Origin of the sequence: Bradyrhizobium liaoningense (assembly GCF_018130955.1) — a bacterium.
Lineage (GTDB): Bacteria > Pseudomonadota > Alphaproteobacteria > Rhizobiales > Xanthobacteraceae > Bradyrhizobium > Bradyrhizobium liaoningense_C.
Genome location: NZ_JAFCJM010000029.1, coordinates 22761 through 43425, shown reverse-complemented (window position 1 = coordinate 43425; position 20665 = coordinate 22761). Strand labels below are relative to the sequence as shown.

Here is a 20665-nt window from a genome sequence, read left to right as displayed (position 1 = left end):
AGATGACGACCGATCTCAAGACAGGGAGCGATGAGTCTGGGCTCAACGCGCTCCTGACGTTACTGCACCTCCAGAACGTCCCGGCCGATCGCGAGCAGATCAGGCATCGGCTGGGAACGGACCTCCTCGGCGCACCGGATATCCTCCGGTGCGCCAGGGATCTCGGACTGAAGGCGCGCGCCTGCCGCAGCGACTGGCTGCGCCTGATGAAGACACCCCTGCCCGCCATCGCGATGCTCCGCGACGGCAGCTTCATGGTGATCGCCAAGGCCGGCGCCGAGGCTGAGATCGAGAAGGTGCTGGTTCAGCCGCCGCAGGAGCAGCGCCCCCGGCTGATGACGCGCGCCGAACTCGCCGCGATCTGGGATGGCGACCTCATCCTGATGACGCGGCGGGCCGGCCTCTCCGACCTCACCCGGCGTTTCGACATCAGCTGGTTCCTGAGCGCGATGGGCAAATACCGGCGCCTGCTCGGCGAGGTGCTGGTCGCCTCGTTCTTTCTCCAGCTCTTCTCCCTCGTCTCGCCGCTGTTCTTCCAGGTGGTGATCGACAAGGTTCTGGTTCACCGCTCGGTGACGACGCTCGACGTGCTGGTGATCGGCCTCGTGACGATCTCATTGTTCGAAACGATACTGGGCATCATGCGGACCTATCTGTTCGCGCACACCACGAACCGGATCGACGTCGAGCTCGGCGCGCGGCTGTTCAGGCATTTGCTGGCGCTGCCGATGTCCTACTTCCAGGCGCGGCGTGTCGGCGATTCCGTGGCGCGGGTCCGCGAGCTCGAGAATATCCGCAATTTCCTGACGAGCTCGGCGCTGACGCTCGTGATCGACCTGCTCTTCACCTCGGTCTTCCTCGCCGTGATGTTCGCCTATTCGCCGCTTCTGACCGCGATCGTGCTTACCTCGTTCCCGTTCTACATCGCCATCTCCGCCGTGGCGGCGCCCCTGTTCCGCCGAAGGCTGGACGAGAAATTCCGCCGCGGCGCCGAGAACCAGGCGTTCCTGGTCGAAAGCGTGACCGGCATCGAGACGCTGAAAGCCATGGCGGTCGAGCCGCAGATGCAGCGGCGCTGGGAGGAGCAGCTCGCCGGCTACGTCACATCGAGCTTCCGCGTCCTGAGCCTCGGCAACACCGCAAGCCAGCTCGTGCAGTTCGTGAGCAAGGTCGTCACGGCCTCGATCCTCTATTTCGGTGCGCGGCTGGTGATCGGCGGCAGCATGTCGGTCGGCGAACTCGTCGCCTTCAACATCCTGGCCGGCCGGGTGAGCACGCCGGTGTTGCGGCTGGCGCAGCTTTGGCAGGATTTTCATCAGGCGCGGCTCTCGATTGCGCGGCTCGGCGACATCCTCAACACCACGCCAGAGCCGACCTATGCGGCTGCGCGCGCGGCACTACCCGGCATCCAGGGCCGAATCCGCTTCGACCACGTTACGTTTCGTTACCGCGTCGACGGCCAGGAGGTGCTGAACGACGTGTCGTTCGACGTGCCGCCCGGACAGACGGTCGGCATCGTCGGCCCGTCGGGCTCCGGCAAAAGCACCTTCGCCAAACTGGTGCAGCGGCTTTACGTGCCGCAGGGCGGTCGCGTCCTGATCGACGGCATGGATGTCGTGATGGCCGACCCCGCATGGCTGCGTCGGCAGATCGGCGTCGTGCTTCAGGAGAACGTGCTGTTCAATGCCACCGTTCGCGAGAACATCGCCCTGAGCGATCCGGCGATGCCGATGGAGCGCGTCATCGCCGCGGCAAAGCTTGCCGGCGCGCATGACTTCATCCTGGAGCTGCCCGAGGGCTACGACACCGCGGTGGGCGAGCGCGGCTCGACACTATCAGGCGGCCAGCGGCAGCGCCTCGCGATCGCCCGCGCTCTCGTGAGCGATCCGAAGATCCTGATCTTCGACGAAGCGACCAGCGCGCTCGACTATGAGAGCGAGCGCATCATCCAGCAGAACATGAAGGAGATCGCGCGCGGGCGCACCGTTCTGATCATCGCGCACCGGCTGTCCACCGTGCGCGGCGCGGACCGCATCTTCACGCTGGAGCGCGGCCGCCTGGTCGAGGACGGCTCCCATGAGGCGCTGATCAAGACCGGCGGTCCCTATGCCGCGCTCTATCGTCTCCAGGGAGGGCTCCATGAGGTCGGGTAATCCAGCCGCAGCCGCGGCGATCAAGCCAAACGTTGTCCCGTTTCGCCAGACGGGCGGCACACCGACGCAAGAGCTGGGTTTCCTGCCTGCCGCCCTCGAAGTCATGGAAACGCCGCCCTCGCCGATCGGCCGCGGCATCGCGGCAATTGTCATCGCGTTGTTCTGCGTGGCCCTGGCCTGGGCGGCGTGGGGCACCATCGATATCGTTGCGTCAGCGCCGGGGAAGATCGTATCGAGCGGACGCAGCAAGGTGGTTCAACCGTTCGAGACCAGCGTGGTACGCGCCATCCGCGTTCAGGACGGACAGATAGTCAAGGCCGGCGACGTGCTGATCGAGCTCGACCCGACGGTCAATGCAGCCGACCGCGATCACCTCCGCGACGATCTTCGCGCCGAGCAGCTCAATATCGCACGCCTGCGCGCGGCCATCGCAAGCGGCGAACGAGGGAACGTCGATCTCGTCGCGCCCGCCGATGCCGATCCCGCGCTGGTGGAGACCCAGCGCCAGCTTCTGCTCAACCAGATCAACGAGCATCACGCCAAGGTCGCCGCGCTCACGCGGCAGCAGGGCCAGAAGGAGGCCGAGCACCAGACCACGCTCGCCGCGATTCACAAGCTCGAGCAGCTCATCCCGGTGATCCAGCAGCGCGTCGATATCCGCAAAACGCTGATGGAGAAGGAGATCGGCTCCAAGCTGACCTATTACGAGGTGCTGCAGCTGTTGGTCGACCAGCAGGAGGAGCTCAGCATCCAGAAGAGCCATCTGCGCGAGACGGACGCGGCCGTCGCCGCGATCCAGGAGACGCGCGCCCAGGCGATCGCCGAATTCAGGCGCTCGCTTTCGGACGATCTTGCCAAGAGCGAGCAGAAGGCCAATGGCCTCGTCATGGATCTGATCAAGGCCCAGCAGAAGACCAGCCTGCAACGGCTTACAGCGCCGGTGGACGGCGTCGTGCAGCAGCTCACGATCCATACGGTCGGCGGCGTCGTCACCCCGGCGCAGTCGCTGCTGGTGATCGTTCCAAGCGACAGCCAGCTCGAAATCGAGGCGATGATCTCGAACCGCGACATCGGCTTTGTCGAGGCCGGGCAGAGTGCCGAGGTCAAGGTCGACACCTTCAATTTCACCCGCTACGGCCTACTGCACGGCACCGTGCTCAGCGTCTCCCAGGACGCGATCATCCGCGAGCGGCCGATGGATCGGCCGCGCGACCGTGCGCTCGGCCCGGAGCGAGACAGCAGCGAGCCGATTGGCCAGGAGCTGAGCTACAGCGCACGCATTTCGCTCGACCGTACCCGGATGCAGATCGACGGCCGGGCCGTCAATCTGTCACCCGGTATGGCCGTGACCGCCGAGATCAAGACCGGGACGCGCACAGTCCTGAGCTATGTGCTGTCGCCGCTGCGCCGCTACAGCCAGGAAGTCTTGCACGAGCGGTGAGTCCGGGGCGAGATGCGGACAAAGTGAACCATATCCGGGCCGGTGCGAAAGGCGTAGTCTCGCACGCGCGCACCCGGGAGGAAGCCATGCCAGAGAGCGTGATGTTTCACGATGGAAATCGGCAGTTGCAGGACCAGTTCGACAGCCGCCGGATTTCGGACCGGCTGGAGGAGAAGCTCACCCGCAAGGAATTTTCGACAGACGACAAGTTGTTCATCGAGAGCCTGCCCTACTTCTTCCTCGCGACTGCGGACGCCGACGGACGGCCGGATTGCTCGTTCAAGGGCGGCCCGCCGGGCTTCGTGCGCGTGACCGGCCCGTCCGAGATCGCGTTCCCCGACTATGACGGCAACGGGATGTTCAAGAGCCTCGGCAACGTCACTGTCAATCCAAGCATCGGCCTGCTCTTCATCGCCATGCACGGCAAGCCACGGCGGCTGCGCGTCAACGGCGAGGCGCGCGTGAGGGACAATGATCCGCTGCTGGCCGAGACCGTCGGTGCCCAGCTCATCGTGCGCGTCACCGCGCGGGCGATCTTTCCGAACTGTCCGCGCTACATTCCGGCGATGCAGATGACCGAGCCGTCGGCCTACACGCCGCAGGCCGGATGCAACGCGCCGGAGCCGAAGTGGAAGGAATTTGCGGACTTCAAGGACTACATCCACCCGCGCCAGCCGACCTTCAAGGGTTGAGCTGGACGCGCTTGTCGGCCTCAATGACGAGCCGGCGCCGGGTTGGAAACAGCGTCAGGCCGTGGCGTTCGGCGACGAGACCCCACAGGCCCTTTGGCGCGAACAGCATGACGAGGATGCCGAGCGTGCCGAGCAGGATGAGATAGTACGCGCCGAAATCGGCGAGGTAGCGCTGCATCAGATAGAAGATGATGGCGCCGACCACCGGCCCTTCCATCGTGCCGATGCCGCCGATAACGACAATGAAGATGACATAGGCGGTCCAGTCCAGCACCGAGAAGGCGGCGTCCGGCGAAATGCGCGCCTTTTGGAGATAGATGAGCGCGCCGATCATCCCGGTCATGGCGGCGGTCGCGACATAGACGGCGAGCTTGATGCGATAGATGTCGACGCCGAGGCCCGCGGCCGCGGCTTCGTGGTCACGGATGGCGCCGAGCGCCAGGCCGCGGCGCGAGCGGAGAATGAAGTAGACGGCGGCCAGCGTGGCGACGACCAGTGCCAGCGCCACCCAATAGGAGACGATGTCGCGCGCCGCCGGTGTGCGCAGGTCGAGCAATGTCTTCACCCATTCGATGCCGGGCACAGACGAAGTGATCGTCGGCGTCAGCGACGTCCCGGTGCCGCCGCCGAGCGGTTTTATCTGCGCGAAGACCAGGCGATAGACCTCCGCCACCACCCAGGTGCCGATCGCGAAATAGGCGCCGCGCAGGCGAAAGACAATCAGCGCGGTCGGCAGCGCGAACAGCGCGGAGACGACACCCGCGATCGGAATCGCGAGCAAGGGATTGAGGCCGCCGATCAGCGTGAGCGCGAACAGCAGGTAGCCGCCGAGACCGACGAAGGCCTGCTGTCCCACCGAGATCAGGCCGGCATAGCCGGCGAGCAGGTTCCAGCATTGCGCCAGCGCCAGCATATAGAACAGGAAGATCAGATCCTGGATCAGGGTGCGGCCGGCGAACATCGGGAGCAGCGCCAGCACCAGGACAATGAGAAGGGCGATGGACGCGGCGATGCGCGAGGCGCCGCCCGCGGTCTCGATGCGGAAGGTCTGCACGGGCCTTGCTGCGGCGTCATCCATCGCGGTCAATCCTGTGCCCGCGGGAACAGGCCGCGCGGCCGGACCACGAGCACCGCGAGGAAGGCGAGATGGCCCGCAAGGATCTGCCACTCCGGATCGATGCGCGCGCCGATGGTCTGCGCAAGGCCCAGCACAATGCCGCCAGCGAGCGTGCCCCAGAAGCTGCCGAGCCCGCCGATGATGACGGCCTCGAAGGCATAGAGCAGTCGCGCCGGCCCGATGGTCGGATCAAAGTTCGCGCGCAGCCCGAGATAGAGCGCCGCGATCGCGATCACGACGAAGGCAAGCCCCATCGCGACGGCAAAGATGCGCCTGTGATCGACGCCCATCAGCTGCGCGACCTCGAGATCATCAGACGTGGCGCGGAAGGCGCGGCCGATCGGCGTGCGATAGAAGATGAAGTTGAGCAGCACGATCACCGCGATTGCGGATAACAGTGTCAGCAGCGGCACGACGCCGACCGCGATGCCGCCGCCGAGCGGGATGGAGGCGGTCTCGATCGCACCGGAGCGCAGCCGCTGGCTGTCGGCGGAAAAGAGCTGCAACAGGCCATTCTGGATGATGATGGAGAGGCCAAAGGTGACGAGCAGCGGCGGCAGCAAATCGCGCCCGAGCGTGCGGTTCAACAGCACGTGCTGGAGCGCGAAGCCGATGACGAACAGGATCGGGACCGCCACCAGCACCGCAACGAAGGGATCGAGGCCGAGATTTGTCGCGACGAGCAGGATCGCGAAGGCGGCAAGCACGATGAGGTCGCCGTGGGCGAGGTTGACCAGCCGCATCACGCCGAACATCAGCGACAGCCCGGCCGCGAACAGGGCGTAGAGGCCGCCGAGCAACACACCCTGGATCAATGCATCGAGCCAGCCGGTCATCTCACGCCCCGAAATACGCGCGGTGGATCTGGTCCCGCGTGAGGTCGCGCGGACGGCCGGTAAGCGACAGGCGCCCCTCCTGGAAGCAGTAGATGCGATCGGCAACCTTCATCGCCTGCACGATGTCCTGCTCGACCAGCACGACGCTGGTGCCCTCCGCCTTGATCTGCGGCAGGGCCGCGTAAATGTCGGCGATGACGATCGGCGCAAGCCCGAGGCTGATCTCGTCGCAGAGGAGAATGCGGGGATTGGACATCAGGGCGCGGCCGATCGCCGCCATCTGCTGCTGGCCGCCCGACAGGGTCGGCGTCGCAAAGAACCGCCGCTCCTTCAGGATGGGAAACAGGGCATAGACGCGGTCGAGCGTCCACGCGCCGCTCGCCCTGCGGCCATAGCCGCCGATCAGGAGGTTCTCCTCAACCGTGAGCGAGGGAAACAGCCGCCGCCCCTCCGGCACCAGCGCGATGCCAAGCTTCACGATCTCGGCCGCCGGCCGCGCGCCGATCGGCGCGCCATCGAGCAGCACGCTGTCGGGTGCGCCGTGGATGAGGCCTGCAATGGATTTGAGGAAGGTCGACTTGCCCGCGCCATTGGCGCCGATGATGGCGATGGTTTCCCCTCGATCGAGCGTCGTGTCGACGCCATAGAGCGCCTGGAAGTCGCCGTAGAAGGCCGTGAGGTTGCGCGTCTCCAGCAGCGGCATGGTTCAGGCCTCGATGCCGATATAGATCTGGTACACGTCGGGCCGCTTCATCACTTCTTTCGGCACGCCTTCTGCGATCTTGCGGCCGAAATTGAGCACGACCAGCCGGTCAATCACGGCAAGCAGCGCGTGCACGACATGCTCGATCCAGAGGATCGCGACGCCGGTCTTGCGGATCTCGCGGATGGTGGCGACGAGCTCGGTGCATTCGCCCTCGGTCAGGCCACCGGCGATCTCGTCGAGCAGCAGCAGGCGCGGCGCTGTCGCGAGCGCGCGCGCCATTTCCAGCCGCTTGCGCTCCAGCAGTGTCAGCGAGCCCGCCAGCGCATTGGCGCGCCTGAGCAGGCCAAGGCGCTCCAATATCTCGCCGCAGGACTGCGCAACCTCGCGCTCACTCTGGTGGCGGCCATAGACCGCGCCGACGAGCAGGTTCTCGAACACGGTGAGCTTTTCGAAGGGCTGCGGGATCTGATGCGTGCGGCCGATGCCGGCGCGGCAGCGCGCCGGCAGCGCCACGCCGAGGAGATCGCGGCCGTCGAAGCGGATGTGGCCGGCGGTCGGTGTGAGACCGCCGGCGATCAGGTTGAACAACGTGGTCTTGCCGGCGCCGTTCGGCCCGATGATGCCGACCGCCTCGCCGGGTGCGACCACGAGATCGAGATCGTCGGCGACGACGATCGAGCCAAAGCTTTTCTTCAGGCCGGCGACTTCCAGCAGCATGAGATGTCAACGCGCCGCGCGCTCAGGCGATGGCCTCCATCTGGCCGCCGACGGGAATCGTCGGCGCCGTCTTGTTGTCGGTGATGACGATCTCGTATTTGCCGTCCTTGAACCGCCACTGGCCACCGACCAGCGGCGTCTTCGCGACGTTCTTGGCGGCGAACGGCGGCAGGTTCGCACCGCCCCACTGCACCTTGCCGACGACGGTGTCGAGATTGGTGGCGGCAATCGTCGCGGCGATCGCCTTGCCGTCGCGGTCCGGCGTGCGCTTGAGCACGTCGACGGCGACCTCGAACAACGCGTGCCCAAAGCCGATCGGCTGGGTCCATTGCTTCTTGGTCGCGGCTTGATAGGCGCCGGCGAGATCTTTTGCGCTCATGCCGTTCAGCGACGATTTGAAGGGATGGCTCGGCGACCACCACACTTCCGACGACAGATTGTGGCCGTCCTTGCCCAGCGCCTCGACGGCGACGGGGAACAGGATCGCCTTGCCGATGGAGGCGACCTTCGGCCTGAAACCCTGCTGAAGCGACTGCTTCCAGAACGTGGTGAAGTCAGGCGGCAGCACCACGCCGGTGATGATCTCGCAATTGGCCGATTTGAACGCGCCGATCTGCGCCGAAAAGTTGTCAGTGAGGTTCTGGTAGCGACCGGGATCGGTGAGCTTGTAGCCGCCCTTCTCCAGCACCGGCGGGAAGCCGACGGCCTTGTCGCCCCAGGCATTGCCGTCGCCGTCGTTGGGAAACAGGCCTCCGACGGATTTGTTGGTCGCGACCTGGCTCCACATGTTGGTGAAGACGGCGATGACGTCCTCGAGCCCCCAGAAGAAGTGATAGGTGTAGTTGAAGCCTTTCCATGCTGGCGGCCCGCCCCCGGGATTGGCCTGGCGGCCGATGAACCAGGGCTGCCACGGCGCAACGGTGGAGATGCACGGCACCTCCTCGATCTCGCACTGGGTCGAGACCGGGTTCGTCGTCTCCGGCGTCGATGCGACCAGCATCAGGTCGATCTTGTCCTGGACGATCAGATCCTTCGCGACCTCGGCGGCGCGATTCGGATTGGACTGGCTGTCCTTCACCACCACCTCGACTGGCACGGTGGCGTTTCCGACCTTGATGCCGGCCTTCGTCGCTTCCTTGAAGCTGGCGATGATGAAGTTGTCGGCCTCGGCGAAAGCGGCGAGCGGACCGGTCAGCGGCGAGACATAGCCGAGCTTGATCGCGCGCGTCTGCGCGATCGCCGGCGCCTCCAATCCCACCGACAGTGCGGCACCGGTTGCGGCGGAGTATTTCAGGAGCGTGCGGCGATCGATGGAGTGACGATGAGTCGAGCTGATCTTGTGGCAGGTCATCTGCGCGTCCTCCCCTCTGGATGCGCCGGATTCCCATCGTGGATCGATTGACACACGGGCCGGCGTTCGATATTCGAACTAACGTTCGTATGTCGACCAGTGTCCGCCAGACCTCAGATGGAGTCAACAGGCCGCCTCATGACGCAAGCTCCGCCAGCCCACAAGGGCGAGCCCGGGCATCGCAACGGCGAGCCGGGGCATCGCAAGGGCGAGCCCGACGACAAGGAGTTCATGACGACGCTCGCCAAGGGCCTCGCGGTGCTCGGCGCGTTCGGACGGCAGCGACCGACCATGACCCTGTCGGAGGCCGCTGAGGTCACGGAGCTCTCGCGCGCAACCGCGCGGCGCGTGCTGCGCACGCTGACCCAGCTCGGCTATGTCGAGCAGGACGGCCGCTCGTTCTCGCTCGCGCCGCAGATCCTCGACCTGGGTTTTGCGTATCTCTCGACGCAAAGCTGGATCGACCGCGCGACGCCGTTGATGCGCGAACTCAGCGAGCGGCTCGGCGAGTCCTGCTCGGCCGCGATCCTGCAAGGCAATGACATTGTCTATGTCGCGCGCGTCCCGGCCCGCAGAATCATGTCTGCGGCGCTGTCGGTCGGCAGCCGCCTGCCGGCGCTGCACACCGCGCTCGGGCGGGTCATGTTCGGCTACCTCGACGAGGCCGAGATCTGGCGGCGGCTGAAGTCGCAGCGGATCGAGGCCTATACGCCGCAGACCATCACCGATCTGCAGGCGCTGTTCGACCGCATCCGCTCCGACCGCGCCCAGCGCTTCTCGATCGTCGACGAGGAGCTCGAGCGCGGCCTGCGGGCGCTTGCCGTGCCGGTGCTCGATCGCAGCGGCCAGGCGGTCGGTGCGATCAATCTGTCGACGCATTCGACGCGGACGACGCGCAACGAGATGCGCGAGCATTTTCTCCCCGAGCTCAACCGCATCGCCGAGCAGGTCTCCGCGATGACGGTGTGATCGACGCCCTCCCCTTGCCAATCGGCGGGGCTGGCCGTATCGTTTTGCCAAGTTCGGAATACGGACACTAGTTCGATAATCGAACGCAAATGGGGAGATGATGCGATGGCTGGCAAGGCAGCGGCAATGGCGATCCCGCCGGAGCACACGGGCAACGTCAAAGTCACGAGGCCGCAGACCGGTGCGGAATATCTGGATTCGCTGCGCGACGACCGCGCCGTGTTCATCTACGGCGAGCGGGTCAAGGACGTCACCACACACCCGGCGTTCCGCAACACCGCGCGCATGACCGCCCGCCTCTACGACGCGCTGCACGATGACAAGCACAAGGACAAGCTGTTGGTGCCGACAGACACCGGCAATGGCGGCGTGACCCACGCCTTCTTCAAGGCACCGAAGACCATGGACGACCTTCTCGCCGGTCGCAGCGCGATCGCCGAATGGGCCAGGATCACCTATGGCTGGATGGGCCGCGCGCCCGATTACAAGGCCGCGTTCCTGGCGACGCTGGGCGCGAACGCCGACTTCTACGATCCGTACCAGGACAATGCGAAACGCTGGTACAAATTCAGCCAGGAGCGCGTGCCTTTCATCAACCACGCGATCATCCATCCGCCTGTCGATCGCGACCGTCCGCCGAACGAGGTCGCCGATGTCTGCTGCCATATCGAGAAGGAGACCGACGCCGGCCTGATCGTGTCAGGCGCAAAAGTGGTTGCGACCGGATCGGTGCTGACCAACTACACGTTTGTCGCACATCACGGCCTGATCCCGCTCCAGGACAAGAAGTTCGCGGTCGTGTTCATGGTGCCGACCAATGCGCCCGGCGTGAAATTCATCTGCCGCACCTCCTATGAGATGAGCGCGAGCGTGATGGGCAGTCCGTTCGACTACCCGATCTCGAGCCGGCTCGACGAGAACGACGCCGTGTTCATCCTCGACAAGGTGCTGGTGCCCTGGGAGAACGTGTTCGTCTATGGCGACATCGAGAAGGCCAACAATTTCTTCCCGCGCACCGGCTTCCTGCCGCGCTTCGTCGTGCATGGCTGCACGCGGCTTGCAGTGAAGCTCGACTTCATCAGCGGACTTCTCTTGAAGGCGACGGAGGCCGCGGGCACCAAGGATTATCGCGGCGTGCAGGCCAATGTCGGCGAGGTCATCGCCTGGCGAAACCTGTTCTGGAGCCTGTCGGATGCGATGGTGAGGGATCCAAAGCCGTGGATCGGCGACTATGTGCTGCCCAACATGGATCCCGGCAACGCCTACCAGATCATCGCCACCATGGCCTACACCAAGGTGAAATACCTGATCGAGCAGACCGTCGCCTCCGGCCTGATCTATCTCAACAGCCATTCCAGCGACTTCAAGAACGGCGAGATCCGCCCCTATCTCGATCGTTACTTGCGCGGCTCCAACGGCTACAAGGCCGAGGAGCGCGTCAAGCTGCTCAAGCTGCTGTGGGACTGCATCGGCAGCGAATTCGGCGGCCGCCACGAGCTCTACGAGATCAACTATGGCGGCTCGACCGAAGAGATCCGCCGCTACTGCCTGTTCGGCGCACAGGCCTCCGGCAATGCCGATCGGTTCAAGGGTTTTGCCGAGGACTGCATGGCCGAGTACGACCTCGACGGCTGGAAGGTGCCTGATCTCACCGACCCCGGCGAGCTCAGCTATCACATGATGAAGAAGTGACCTTTGCCGGCGGAGCGGCACCGCCGCTCCGCCCGCTGCTGCGGGGCTGTGGTGACATGAATATGCAGACCATCGATCCCAAGCGCTTCCGCTCCGTGATGGGCGCCTTCCCGACCGGCGTCGCCATCGTTGCGACCGAGTGGGAGGGCGACCTCTTTGGAGCGACCATCAATTCGCTGACGTCGGTGTCGCTTGCCCCCTGCATGCTGCTCGTCTGTACCAATGAAGGCAGCGCCACGGGCACGGCGATCCGGCAGCGCGGATTGTTTTCGGTCAACATTCTCGGCCAGCACCAGTCCGAACTGTCTGCCCGTTTCACCGGCAAGCTCAAGAACCGGTTCGACGATCTAGCCATTGCCTTCAGCACCGACGGCCTGCCGCTGCTGCAGGGCGCCGCGGCGCAGCTCTGCTGCCGGGTGACCGCGGTCCACAAGGCCGGCGATCACGACATCATTTTGGGCGAAGTGCTCTCAGGCGAGGAAGCCGCCTGCAATCCGCTGGTGTTTCACAAGGGATCTTACGGCGGTTTCCAGCCCGGATGACGCTCCCGCTCACATGTCGCTGAGCCGCCGTCGACCGCGAGCGTCTGCCTTGTGATCAGCTCCGCGTCTTGCCGCCGTCATAGACCTTCATGCCGGCGGCGGGATCGAGATCGGTCTCGGTCGCCTCGGTGAGCCGCGCCATCATCATGTAGAAGCCGAGCGCGACGATCGATTCCACGATCTCCTGATCGCTGAAGTGCTTGCGCATGGCGCCAAAGGCGGCGTCGTGCACGCGCACGTTCTCGACGACCTCGCGACCGAAAAAGAGCAGTGCCTGCTCTGCGGCGTTCAGCGACGCGTCGGCATAGTCGCCGCGCTCCACCGCGTCGATCTGGCTCTGGGCCACACCGACGCCGAGCGCGATCGGCACGTGCTGGCGCCACTCATAGGCGCCGCCCTCGAGTTGCGCGGCCTGCAGGATCAAAAGCTCGCGGTTGACCGCGCTGAGCTTCTGCTTGTGCAGGATGGAATTGCCGAGCCGCATCGCCGGGATCATGTTGGCTTCGGCATGCGCCATCATGCGAAAAATGTTGAGCTTGACCGGCATGCGGTCGAAGGACGCGCGGATGTCGCCGCTCGTCGCCTCCGGGTCAATCAGGGGCAGCCTTGCCACGCGTCTCTCCCTCGCGTTGTTTCTTGTTCGTTGCATCGCCCCTACCCGTCCGCTAGTCAAGACCAAGCGAACGTAAGGTGAGCAGCCCATGAGCCGGATCTTCGGAGCCGTCCGCCAGAACGGATACATCGTCCGCGACATCCATGCCGCGATGGACCACTGGATCAACGTGATGGGTGTCGGCCCCTGGTATTACATGGACCGCGTCAAGACCGACTATTTCCGCCATCGGGGTGAAGACTCGCCCGTCGAGATGAGCATCGCGCTCGCCAATTCCGGTGATCTCCAGATCGAGCTGATCCAGCAGCGCAACGACGCGCCGTCGATGTACAAGGAGTTCCTTGACGGCGGCCGCGAAGGTCTCCAGCACATGTCCTACTGGAGCACGGACTATCAGGCGCTCTACGACCGCGCCTTGTCACTCGGCTACAAGGTCGGCCATGAGGGCCAGATCGGCGGGCCGCAGGGGCGCTTTGCCTATTTCGACACGCAAGCGCATCCGGGCACGGTGATCGAGATCTCCGACGTCAGCGGCGCCAAGGGCCAATTCTTCGAGCATGTCCGGCAGGCCGCACTCGGGTGGGATGGTTCGCGTCCCATCCGCGAGGTCGGCGGCGTGAAGCGCTAATCAGGCATCCTTCGCGTAAGCGCGCAGCTTCGTTGCGAGCACCGACAGCATCGCATCGCGCGCCGGATCGCGCGAGCCGCGCAGCCAGGCCGCCGCGAGCGGAAGGCGGCCGGCGGGGCCACTCCCCGTCAGCTTTAGCGGCACGAATTTGACGCCCGGAATCGCCATCCGCGTCGTCCAGCGCGGCACGATCGCAACGCCAAGCCGGGTCGCGACGAGACTGATGATGGTCTGCTTCTCGTCCGCCACCTGCACGACGCGCGGCGCGAGGCCGGCTTCCTCGAACAGCTTCATCGTCAGATCATGACTATGCGGACGCGAGCGACGGTCGGGCACGATCATCGGTTCTCCGGCGATCTCGGCAAACGAGACCGATTTTCGCTTGGCAAGCGCATGCCGCTGCGGAAGGGCGACGATCGCCGTCTCCATCAGCAGCGGCTGGAATTCGAGCCGCTTGTCCGCGCGATCGGGCGGACGGACGAAGGCAAGGTCGAGCGCACCGGACAGGATTTTTGGCAGGAGACGGATGGTCTTCTCCTCCAGGAGCTGGACGGCGACTTCCGGATGCTTTCCGCGAAAATCCCGCAGCAGCGGCGGCAACAACCCCGCAGCCGCGCTGTCGATCGCGCCGACGCGCAGGCGCCGCGCGCCTTGCGACCGCGAGCGGTTCCGCAGATTGCTCTCGACCGCTTCGACCCGGGCGAGGATGGCGCGCGCGTCGCGCAGCAATGTCGCGCCGTCCTCGGTGAGTGACACCGCGCGCGTCGTGCGAGCGAACAGCCGCGTCCCAAGATCGTCCTCGAGCAGCTTGATCTGACGCCCGAGCGCCGACGGCAGCATCTGGAGCTGCTGCGCGGCACGGCCGAAGTGCAGCTGCTCGGCGGCTGCCACGAAGCATCGGAGCTGGTGCAATTCCATTTGTCGGCCGTCCTCCCCGGCGCCGGGCGATTATATCATTTTTTTGTATAAACCCGAGCCAATTGAGTCCAGCCGATCCACCCGCCTAGGCTTCCCCGTGGCGTAACCAGACATGGCCGCCAACCAATAATGACCAATACATGGAGGTCCAAGGTGGCGAGCGAGCTTCAGACGCGCGTGCTGCGCAAGATTACCCTGCGCATCGTTCCTTTCATCATGCTCCTGTACTTCGTGGCCTTCATCGATCGCGTCAATATCGGCTTCGCGTCGCTGACCATGAACAAGGACCTCGGCCTGTCGCCGGCCGTCTATGGCTTTGGCGCCGGCATCTTCTTCTGGGGCTACTTCCTGTTCGAGGTTCCCTCCAACATCATCTTACACAAGGTCGGCGCCCGGATCTGGATCGCGCGCGTCATGATCACCTGGGGCCTCGTCTCGGCAGCGATGGCCTTCGTCCAGGGCGCAACGAGCTTCTACATCCTGCGCTTCCTGCTCGGTGCGGCCGAGGCCGGCTTCTTCCCGGGCATCATCCTCTATCTCTCCTACTGGTTCCCGGCGCAGCAGCGCGCGGCCGTCACCGCCCTGTTCATGGCGGCGGCGCCACTCTCCACAGTGCTCGGCTCGCCTCTGTCAGGCGCGCTGCTCGAGATGGACGGACTGCTCGGCTTCAAGGGCTGGCAATGGCTGTTCGTGCTGGAGGCGCTGCCTGCGGTCGTCCTCGGCTTCGTTGTTCTGGGCTATATGACCGACCGTCCCGAGCAGGCCAAGTGGCTCGCCGACGACGAACGCAACTGGCTGGTTCAGACCATGAATGCCGAGAACGCGCAGAAGGCGGCGACGGCGAGCCACAGCATCTGGGCGGGCCTCGCCGACATCCGGGTGCTCGCTCTCGCCTTCGTCTATTTCGGGACCTCGGCGGGCCTCTACACCCTCGGCGTCTGGGCGCCGCAGATCATCAAGCAATTCGGGCTGTCCGCGCTCCAGGTCGGCTTCCTCAATGCCGTCCCGCCGACGGTCGCCGTGATCGCGATGATCCTCTGGGCACGTCACTCCGACCGCACCGGTGAGCGTACGTGGCATGTCGTCCTGGCCTGCGTGCTCGCTGCGATCGGGCTTGGCCTTGCCGGCATGGCGACCAGCGTCGTCGCAGTGCTGATGGCGCTTACGCTCGTCAATATCGGCATCTCCTCCTCAAAACCGCCACTGTGGAGCATGCCCACGATGTTCCTGTCCGGCTCGGCGGCCGCAGCGGGCATCGCCACCATCAACTCGATCGGCAATCTCGGCGGTTTCGTCGGACCGGCCATGATCGGCTGGATCAAGGACCAGACCGGCAGTTTCGTCGGCGGCCTCTACTTCGTCAGCGGCCTGCTCGTCCTCTCCGCGGTGCTGACGCTGCTGCTCTCACGTTCGCAAACGGTCCGCACCGCGGCCGCCCCTCAACCCCGCTAATCCCACAATCGGAGCATTTTCATGCGCACCCACTCGATCGCAGCCATTCCCGCCGACGGCATCGGCCCCGAAGTCATCTCCTCCGGCATCCGCGTGCTGGAGGCGCTCGCCAAGCGCAGCGGCGACCTCGCCTTCAACTTTAGGACTTTTGACTGGGGCTCGGACTACTACAAGAAGCACGGCGTGATGATGCCGTCAGACGGCCTCGCAGAACTGAAGAAGTTCGACGCCATCTACTTTGGCGCGGTCGGCGCGCCCGACGTGCCCGATCACATCACGCTGTGGGGACTGCGCCTGCCGATCTGCCAGGGCTTTGACCAGTACGCCAATGTGCGTCCGACAAAAATCCTGCCCGGCGTCGCCTCGCCGCTGCGCAATGTCGGCGTCGGCGATCTCGACTGGGTCATCGTGCGCGAGAACTCGGAAGGAGAATATGCCGGCATGGGCGGCCGCGCCCATAAGGGCCTGCCCGAGGAGGTCGGCACCGAGGTCGCCGTCTTCACCCGCGTCGGCGTGACGCGCATCATGCGCTACGCGTTCCAGCTCGCGCAGTCGCGTCCGCGAAAGCTGCTCACCGTCGTCACCAAGTCGAACGCGCAGCGCCACGGCATGGTGATGTGGGACGAGATCGCGGCTGAGGTCGCGACCGAATTCCCCGACGTGACCTGGGACAAGATGCTGGTCGACGCCATGACCGTGCGCATGACGCTCAACCCGAAGAGCCTCGACACCATCGTCGCGACCAATCTGCACGCCGACATCCTCTCCGACCTCGCCGGCGCGCTTGCCGGCAGCCTCGGCGTCGCGCCGACCGGCAATATCGATCCGCAGCGCCGCTACCCTTCGATGTTCGAGCCGATCCACGGCTCGGCCTTCGACATCACCGGCAAGGGCATCGCCAATCCGGTCGCGACGTTCTGGACCGGTGCGCAGATGCTGGAGCACCTCCGCGAGAAGGACGCCGCCGCAAGGCTGATGGCCGCGGTCGAAAAGGTCTGCGCGGCAGGCGTGCTGACGCCCGATGTCGGCGGCAAGGCCACCACCAGGGAGGTGACCGACGCCGTGATCGACGCCATCCACGGCTCCAACGTCTGACCTGCGATGCGCGCCGAATGGACGGACGCGCGGGCGCGCGCGGTGCTGCGGCGCATGTTCGACGCCGCGATCGCCAGCGCCGATCCAAGGCTGACGATCGCGCGCGCGTTGCCGACGAAGCCCAGGGACCGGTGCATCGTCATCGGGGCCGGTAAGGCCTCGGCAGCGATGGCCGCCGGTCTCGACGCGGCATGGCCCGACGTGGACGTGTCGGGTGTCGTCGTCACCCGTCACGGCCATGCGGTCCCGGCGGGCCGCATCGAGATCCTGGAGGCGTCGCATCCGGTGCCGGACGCGGCGAGCGAGACTGCGGCACGGCGGATGTTTTCCGCCGTGCAGGGACTAACAGCGGATGATCTCGTCATCGCGCTGATGTCCGGCGGGGGATCGGCGCTGATGACGCTGCCCACGCCACCGATGACGCTCGCCGACAAGCAGGCCGTCAATCGCGCGCTGCTGGCGAGCGGTGCGACCATTGCCGAGATGAATGTCGTCCGCAAGCATCTCTCCGCGATCAAGGGCGGCCGGCTGGCGCTGGCCGCGCGTCCCGCACGCCTCGTCACACTGGTGATCTCGGACATCCCCGGCGATGATCCTGCGGCGATCGCCTCGGGCCCGACATTGCCTGATGTCAGCACCCGGGACGACGCGCGCGAGATCATCTCGCGCTTCGCAATCGAGCTTCCCGAAGCGGCGCGGCTCGTCCTCGAAACATCGAGCGAAACGCCAAAACCCGGCGAGATCGACACCGACGTCCGCATCATCGCCGCTCCCGTGCTCGCGCTTGATGCGGCCGCCCGGATCGCGCGCGACGAGGGGCTGACACCGGTGATCCTGGGGGACGCGATCGAAGGCGAGGCCCGCGAGCTCGGAACCGTGATGGCCGGAATTGCGCAATCGATCGCAAGACATGCGCAACCAACCGCAGCTCCAGCCGTTCTGCTGTCGGGCGGCGAGACAACGGTCAGCATCGGCCGCGGCCCTGCGGGTCGCGGCGGACGCAACACGGAATTCCTGCTCGCCCTCGCCGTCGCGCTATCAGGTGCGCCCGACATTTGGGCCGTTGCCGGCGACAGCGACGGCATCGACGGAACGGAGGATGCGGCAGGCGCCTTGATTGCCCCTGATACTTTGATGCGCGCGAGCGCAAAGGGACTCGACGCGCGCTTTTCTGGCGGCACATAATAGCTACACATTCTTCGACCATCTTGGAGACCTTGTGCGCACCGGGCCAACGCTTACAAATGTCAACGACATTCGCGCCGTGCTGATTCGAGCCGGCAAGATCTGACCAAGGATGAGGTGATCCATGCGTCGTCATCGACGGGCCAAGATTGTTGCAACCGTCGGCCCCGCCAGCTCTGCGCCGGAGATGCTGAAGGCGCTGTTTCTCGCGGGAGTCGACACCTTCCGTCTGAACTTCAGCCATGGCGAGCAGGAGGATCACGCGAAGGTCCATGCCGCGATCCGCAAGCTGGAGCAGGAGGTCAACCGTCCGATCGGAATCCTGATGGACCTCCAGGGTCCAAAGATCCGCGTCGGTACGCTGCGCGACGGCAAGATCGCGGTCGAGGCCGGCGAGACGATCCGCTTCGTGCTGACGGGCGCGGAAGGCGACCGGACTTCAATTCCGCTGCCGCACAAGGAGATTTTTGCGGCGGTGGCGCCCGGTCACGACCTGCTGATCGACGACGGCAGGGTCCGCGTCCGCGTCACTGGGCCCGGCGACGATTTCATCGATGCCAAGGCGATCGTCGGCGGCACCATCTCCAATCACAAGGGCGTCAACCTGCCGGGTACGGTGCTCGACCTCTCGCCGCTGACCGCGAAGGATCGCGCCGACCTCGAATTCGGCCTCAAGCTCGGCGTCGACTGGGTTGCAATGTCCTTCGTGCAGAAGCCTTCCGACGTCATCGAGGCGCGCGGCCTGATCGGCGAGCGGGCCGGGCTGATGGCGAAGATCGAAAAACCTGCCGCGCTCGAGCGCATCGACGACATCATCCAGCTCTGCGACGCGATCATGGTGGCGCGCGGCGATCTCGGCGTCGAGATTCCGCACGAGGACGTGCCCGGCCGTCAGAAGGAGCTGGTGCGCGCCTGCCGGCTGGCGGTGAAGCCGGTGATCGTCGCCACGCAGATGCTGGACTCGATGGTCGCAACTCCCACGCCGACGCGCGCCGAAGTCTCGGACGTCGCGACCGCGATCTACGACGGCGCTGACGCGGTGATGCTGTCGGCGGAATCGGCGAGCGGCCGCTATCCGCGCGAGGCGGTCGAGATGATGGACCGCATCATCCACAGCACCGAGCAGCACAAGATGTACCGTTCGATCGTCGAGGCGACGCAGCCGGGCGAGGAGCAGACACCGCCGCACGCGGTTGCGACCGCGGCTGCTGACCTCGCCTCCGTCGTTCATGCCGCCGCCATCGTCGCCTATACGTCGAGCGGCACGTCGGCGGCGCGCGTTGCGCGCAAGCGGCCGAGCTTGCCGATCCTGGCGATCACGCCGAGCCGCGAGGTGTCGCGCCGCCTCTGCCTGCTCTGGGGCGCGCATAGCGTCTTGTCACCGGACGTGCAGAGCTACGAGGAAATGGTCCAGCGTGCGACGACGTTCGCGCGCCAGGAGGAATTTGCGCGTCAAGGGGATCTGCTGGTCGTCGTGGCCGGCATCCCCTTCGCGCAAGCCGGCACCACCAACAACCTTCGCGTCGTCACGGTCGGCGCGCCGGATTGAGATCGCGCCGGCGCGATCAGCGCCGGGCTGGCGGAGGAGGTGTGGCGGCGACCGCGTCGGCCGGCTGCAGGTGACGCGGCACGATGATGGCCTGGCCGACGGTCAGCGGCGCATTTTCCGGCAGCGAGTTGATCTGCGCGATCGACCAGGCGGGGACGCGATGGACCGCGGCAATGCTCTCCAGCGTATCGCCGGCGCGAACAGGGAGGCGAACGCCGGAGTCCCATAGCTCCACCAGCGTGTTTGCGGGCACGAGATAGCGCAACGGCACGGCATCGGCCTGCGTCCGCACCGAAACGCGCGGCAGTTGCAAAACCATCTCGACGATCTGGCGGTGGATGTCGTCGGACTTCTCGATGTTGATGTGGGTGACGCGCTTGTTCTCCTTCAGGTCGAAGCTCGCATAATGGCCGCGAAAGCCGGGCTCCGCCACGACGTCGCCGCCGCCGAGCACGTCGTCGGAGAGGAAGATGTTGATGAAGCGCTCGACATTGAGCGGCACCTTGCCGGTCGCGTGCGCGGGATCGATGGTGATGATCAGGCTGATCGGGATGTTCTCCTTGGCCGCCATCTCGGCAAAGATGATCGAGCAGAGCCCGCCCATGGAGTGCCCCATCAGGACAATCGGCGCCGGCGCTTCACGATACTTCGTAAGCGCGCGATCGGCGACCAGCCGGCAGATCGTGAACTCGTAGACATCGGCGGTAAGGCCGGCGTTCGTGAGCTTCTCGGCAAGCCTGTCCATGCCGGTCGAAAACAGCGGTCCCATCGCGCCACGGAACAGATAGACCCGTGGCTGCGGCAGGGGCTCGGTGTCCGCGGGCGGAGCCGGCGCAACGGTCTCGACCGCGACGGGCTTGGGCTTCGACTTCGGCGGCGAGGCCACCGCCGTCGTGGACCACAAGGCGAGCAGCATTCCCGCCGCAAGCACCAGAATTCGCCCCGGATCGACCATGCGTCCCCAATACCACCCGAAGGGAGCAACCTATGGCTTCCCGGAGGGTTTACT

Annotated in this window: 18 protein-coding genes and 1 pseudogene; 11 read left to right on the top strand and 8 right to left on the bottom strand. The window is 65.5% G+C overall.

The window, feature by feature from the left end:
* Positions 1–2: 2 nt before the first annotated feature.
* The 3 genes from JQ632_RS22945 to JQ632_RS22935 all read left to right on the top strand — a co-directional run bounded on the left by JQ632_RS22945 (position 3) and on the right by JQ632_RS22935 (position 4286).
* On the top strand, positions 3–2153 hold the full coding sequence (locus JQ632_RS22945) for a type I secretion system permease/ATPase (RefSeq protein WP_212404851.1): 2151 nt from the start codon (positions 3–5) through the stop codon (positions 2151–2153).
* A complete protein-coding gene (locus tag JQ632_RS22940) occupies positions 2140–3594 on the top strand; it encodes an HlyD family type I secretion periplasmic adaptor subunit (protein ID WP_212404850.1) in 1455 nt (484 codons plus the stop codon). The genes JQ632_RS22945 and JQ632_RS22940 overlap by 14 nt, the downstream gene beginning before the upstream one ends.
* Positions 3595–3680: 86 nt before the next feature.
* Positions 3681–4286 (top strand): pyridoxamine 5'-phosphate oxidase family protein, encoded by a 606-nt coding sequence (locus JQ632_RS22935; protein WP_212404849.1) that lies wholly within the window; start codon positions 3681–3683, stop codon positions 4284–4286.
* On the opposite strand, the gene JQ632_RS22930 is transcribed toward JQ632_RS22935, so the two are convergent.
* From JQ632_RS22930 to JQ632_RS22910, 5 genes are read right to left on the bottom strand one after another with little or no spacing between them, the layout of a single operon-like run.
* Positions 4276–5364, bottom strand: coding sequence for a branched-chain amino acid ABC transporter permease (locus JQ632_RS22930; RefSeq protein ID WP_212404848.1), 1089 nt, complete (start codon positions 5362–5364; stop codon positions 4276–4278). The two genes, JQ632_RS22935 and JQ632_RS22930, sit on opposite strands and share 11 nt — an antisense overlap.
* Positions 5365–5369: 5 nt before the next feature.
* Positions 5370–6239, bottom strand: a complete 870-nt coding sequence (locus JQ632_RS22925; protein WP_212404847.1) for a branched-chain amino acid ABC transporter permease — start codon at positions 6237–6239, stop codon at positions 5370–5372.
* 1 nt (position 6240) lies between these two features.
* The gene (locus tag JQ632_RS22920; protein WP_212404846.1) at positions 6241–6942 is read right to left on the bottom strand and encodes an ABC transporter ATP-binding protein; all 702 of its coding nucleotides are present in this window, start codon (positions 6940–6942) and stop codon (positions 6241–6243) included.
* Between the two features lie 3 nt (positions 6943–6945).
* Positions 6946–7662, bottom strand: coding sequence for an ABC transporter ATP-binding protein (locus tag JQ632_RS22915; RefSeq protein WP_212404845.1), 717 nt, complete (start codon positions 7660–7662; stop codon positions 6946–6948).
* A gap of 22 nt (positions 7663–7684) precedes the next feature.
* Positions 7685–9013 (bottom strand): ABC transporter substrate-binding protein, encoded by a 1329-nt coding sequence (locus JQ632_RS22910; protein WP_212404844.1) that lies wholly within the window; start codon positions 9011–9013, stop codon positions 7685–7687.
* 138 nt (positions 9014–9151) lie between these two features.
* Between JQ632_RS22910 and JQ632_RS22905 the strand changes: the two genes are divergently transcribed.
* The 3 genes from JQ632_RS22905 (at position 9152) to JQ632_RS22895 (ending at position 12216) form a co-directional block, all read left to right on the top strand.
* A complete protein-coding gene (locus JQ632_RS22905) occupies positions 9152–9982 on the top strand; it encodes an IclR family transcriptional regulator C-terminal domain-containing protein (protein ID WP_212404843.1) in 831 nt (276 codons plus the stop codon).
* 105 nt (positions 9983–10087) lie between these two features.
* Positions 10088–11674: a 4-hydroxyphenylacetate 3-hydroxylase N-terminal domain-containing protein gene (locus JQ632_RS22900; protein WP_249152461.1), complete on the top strand. Its 1587-nt coding sequence runs from the start codon at positions 10088–10090 to the stop codon at positions 11672–11674.
* Positions 11675–11730: 56 nt separating this feature from the next.
* Positions 11731–12216: a flavin reductase family protein gene (locus tag JQ632_RS22895; protein ID WP_212404842.1), complete on the top strand. Its 486-nt coding sequence runs from the start codon at positions 11731–11733 to the stop codon at positions 12214–12216.
* A 55-nt stretch (positions 12217–12271) separates the two neighbouring features.
* On the opposite strand, the gene JQ632_RS22890 is transcribed toward JQ632_RS22895, so the two are convergent.
* Positions 12272–12829, bottom strand: coding sequence for a carboxymuconolactone decarboxylase family protein (locus JQ632_RS22890; RefSeq protein WP_212404841.1), 558 nt, complete (start codon positions 12827–12829; stop codon positions 12272–12274).
* An 88-nt stretch (positions 12830–12917) separates the two neighbouring features.
* Here JQ632_RS22890 and JQ632_RS22885 point away from each other — a divergent pair, with 88 nt between their 5' ends.
* Positions 12918–13457, top strand: a complete 540-nt coding sequence (locus JQ632_RS22885) for a VOC family protein (RefSeq protein WP_212404840.1) — start codon at positions 12918–12920, stop codon at positions 13455–13457.
* Here the strand turns inward: JQ632_RS22885 and JQ632_RS22880 are convergent, their stop codons facing one another.
* Positions 13458–14375 (bottom strand): LysR family transcriptional regulator, encoded by a 918-nt coding sequence (locus JQ632_RS22880; protein WP_212404839.1) that lies wholly within the window; start codon positions 14373–14375, stop codon positions 13458–13460. It lies immediately after the preceding gene.
* Positions 14376–14528: 153 nt separating this feature from the next.
* On the opposite strand from JQ632_RS22880, the gene JQ632_RS22875 reads away from it, so the two are divergent.
* The 4 genes and pseudogenes from JQ632_RS22875 to pyk all read left to right on the top strand — a co-directional run bounded on the left by JQ632_RS22875 (position 14529) and on the right by pyk (position 19656).
* Positions 14529–15827 carry an MFS transporter gene (locus JQ632_RS22875; protein WP_212404838.1) on the top strand — a complete coding sequence of 433 codons (1299 nt, stop codon included), beginning with the start codon at positions 14529–14531 and terminating at the stop codon, positions 15825–15827.
* 21 nt (positions 15828–15848) lie between these two features.
* Entirely contained in the window at positions 15849–16922 is a 1074-nt protein-coding gene (locus JQ632_RS22870) for a tartrate dehydrogenase (protein ID WP_212404837.1), read from the top strand.
* A 6-nt stretch (positions 16923–16928) separates the two neighbouring features.
* Positions 16929–18213, top strand: a pseudogene (locus tag JQ632_RS22865) (glycerate kinase).
* A gap of 18 nt (positions 18214–18231) precedes the next feature.
* Positions 18232–19656 (top strand): pyruvate kinase, encoded by a 1425-nt coding sequence (pyk, locus tag JQ632_RS22860; RefSeq protein ID WP_212404836.1) that lies wholly within the window; start codon positions 18232–18234, stop codon positions 19654–19656.
* A 16-nt stretch (positions 19657–19672) separates the two neighbouring features.
* Here pyk and JQ632_RS22855 read toward each other — a convergent pair whose 3' ends face one another.
* Positions 19673–20611, bottom strand: a complete 939-nt coding sequence (locus JQ632_RS22855; protein ID WP_212404835.1) for a LysM peptidoglycan-binding domain-containing protein — start codon at positions 20609–20611, stop codon at positions 19673–19675.
* Positions 20612–20665 lie beyond the last annotated feature (54 nt).

What these genes read in the sequence shown, in the direction of transcription:
- JQ632_RS22910 (WP_212404844.1), bottom strand. Translation starts at nt 9,013, where the DNA reads ATGACCTGCCACAAGATCAGCTCGACTCATCGTCACTCCATCGATCGC.
- JQ632_RS22870 (WP_212404837.1), top strand. Translation starts at nt 15,849, where the DNA reads ATGCGCACCCACTCGATCGCAGCCATTCCCGCCGACGGCATCGGCCCC.
- JQ632_RS22885 (WP_212404840.1), top strand. Translation starts at nt 12,918, where the DNA reads ATGAGCCGGATCTTCGGAGCCGTCCGCCAGAACGGATACATCGTCCGC.
- JQ632_RS22925 (WP_212404847.1), bottom strand. Translation starts at nt 6,239, where the DNA reads ATGACCGGCTGGCTCGATGCATTGATCCAGGGTGTGTTGCTCGGCGGC.
- JQ632_RS22920 (WP_212404846.1), bottom strand. Translation starts at nt 6,942, where the DNA reads ATGCCGCTGCTGGAGACGCGCAACCTCACGGCCTTCTACGGCGACTTC.
- JQ632_RS22930 (WP_212404848.1), bottom strand. Translation starts at nt 5,364, where the DNA reads ATGGATGACGCCGCAGCAAGGCCCGTGCAGACCTTCCGCATCGAGACC.
- JQ632_RS22905 (WP_212404843.1), top strand. Translation starts at nt 9,152, where the DNA reads ATGACGCAAGCTCCGCCAGCCCACAAGGGCGAGCCCGGGCATCGCAAC.
- JQ632_RS22935 (WP_212404849.1), top strand. Translation starts at nt 3,681, where the DNA reads ATGCCAGAGAGCGTGATGTTTCACGATGGAAATCGGCAGTTGCAGGAC.
- JQ632_RS22855 (WP_212404835.1), bottom strand. Translation starts at nt 20,611, where the DNA reads ATGGTCGATCCGGGGCGAATTCTGGTGCTTGCGGCGGGAATGCTGCTC.
- JQ632_RS22940 (WP_212404850.1), top strand. Translation starts at nt 2,140, where the DNA reads ATGAGGTCGGGTAATCCAGCCGCAGCCGCGGCGATCAAGCCAAACGTT.
- JQ632_RS22895 (WP_212404842.1), top strand. Translation starts at nt 11,731, where the DNA reads ATGAATATGCAGACCATCGATCCCAAGCGCTTCCGCTCCGTGATGGGC.
- pyk (WP_212404836.1), top strand. Translation starts at nt 18,232, where the DNA reads ATGCGTCGTCATCGACGGGCCAAGATTGTTGCAACCGTCGGCCCCGCC.
- JQ632_RS22880 (WP_212404839.1), bottom strand. Translation starts at nt 14,375, where the DNA reads ATGGAATTGCACCAGCTCCGATGCTTCGTGGCAGCCGCCGAGCAGCTG.
- JQ632_RS22945 (WP_212404851.1), top strand. Translation starts at nt 3, where the DNA reads ATGACGACCGATCTCAAGACAGGGAGCGATGAGTCTGGGCTCAACGCG.
- JQ632_RS22900 (WP_249152461.1), top strand. Translation starts at nt 10,088, where the DNA reads ATGGCTGGCAAGGCAGCGGCAATGGCGATCCCGCCGGAGCACACGGGC.
- JQ632_RS22915 (WP_212404845.1), bottom strand. Translation starts at nt 7,662, where the DNA reads ATGCTGCTGGAAGTCGCCGGCCTGAAGAAAAGCTTTGGCTCGATCGTC.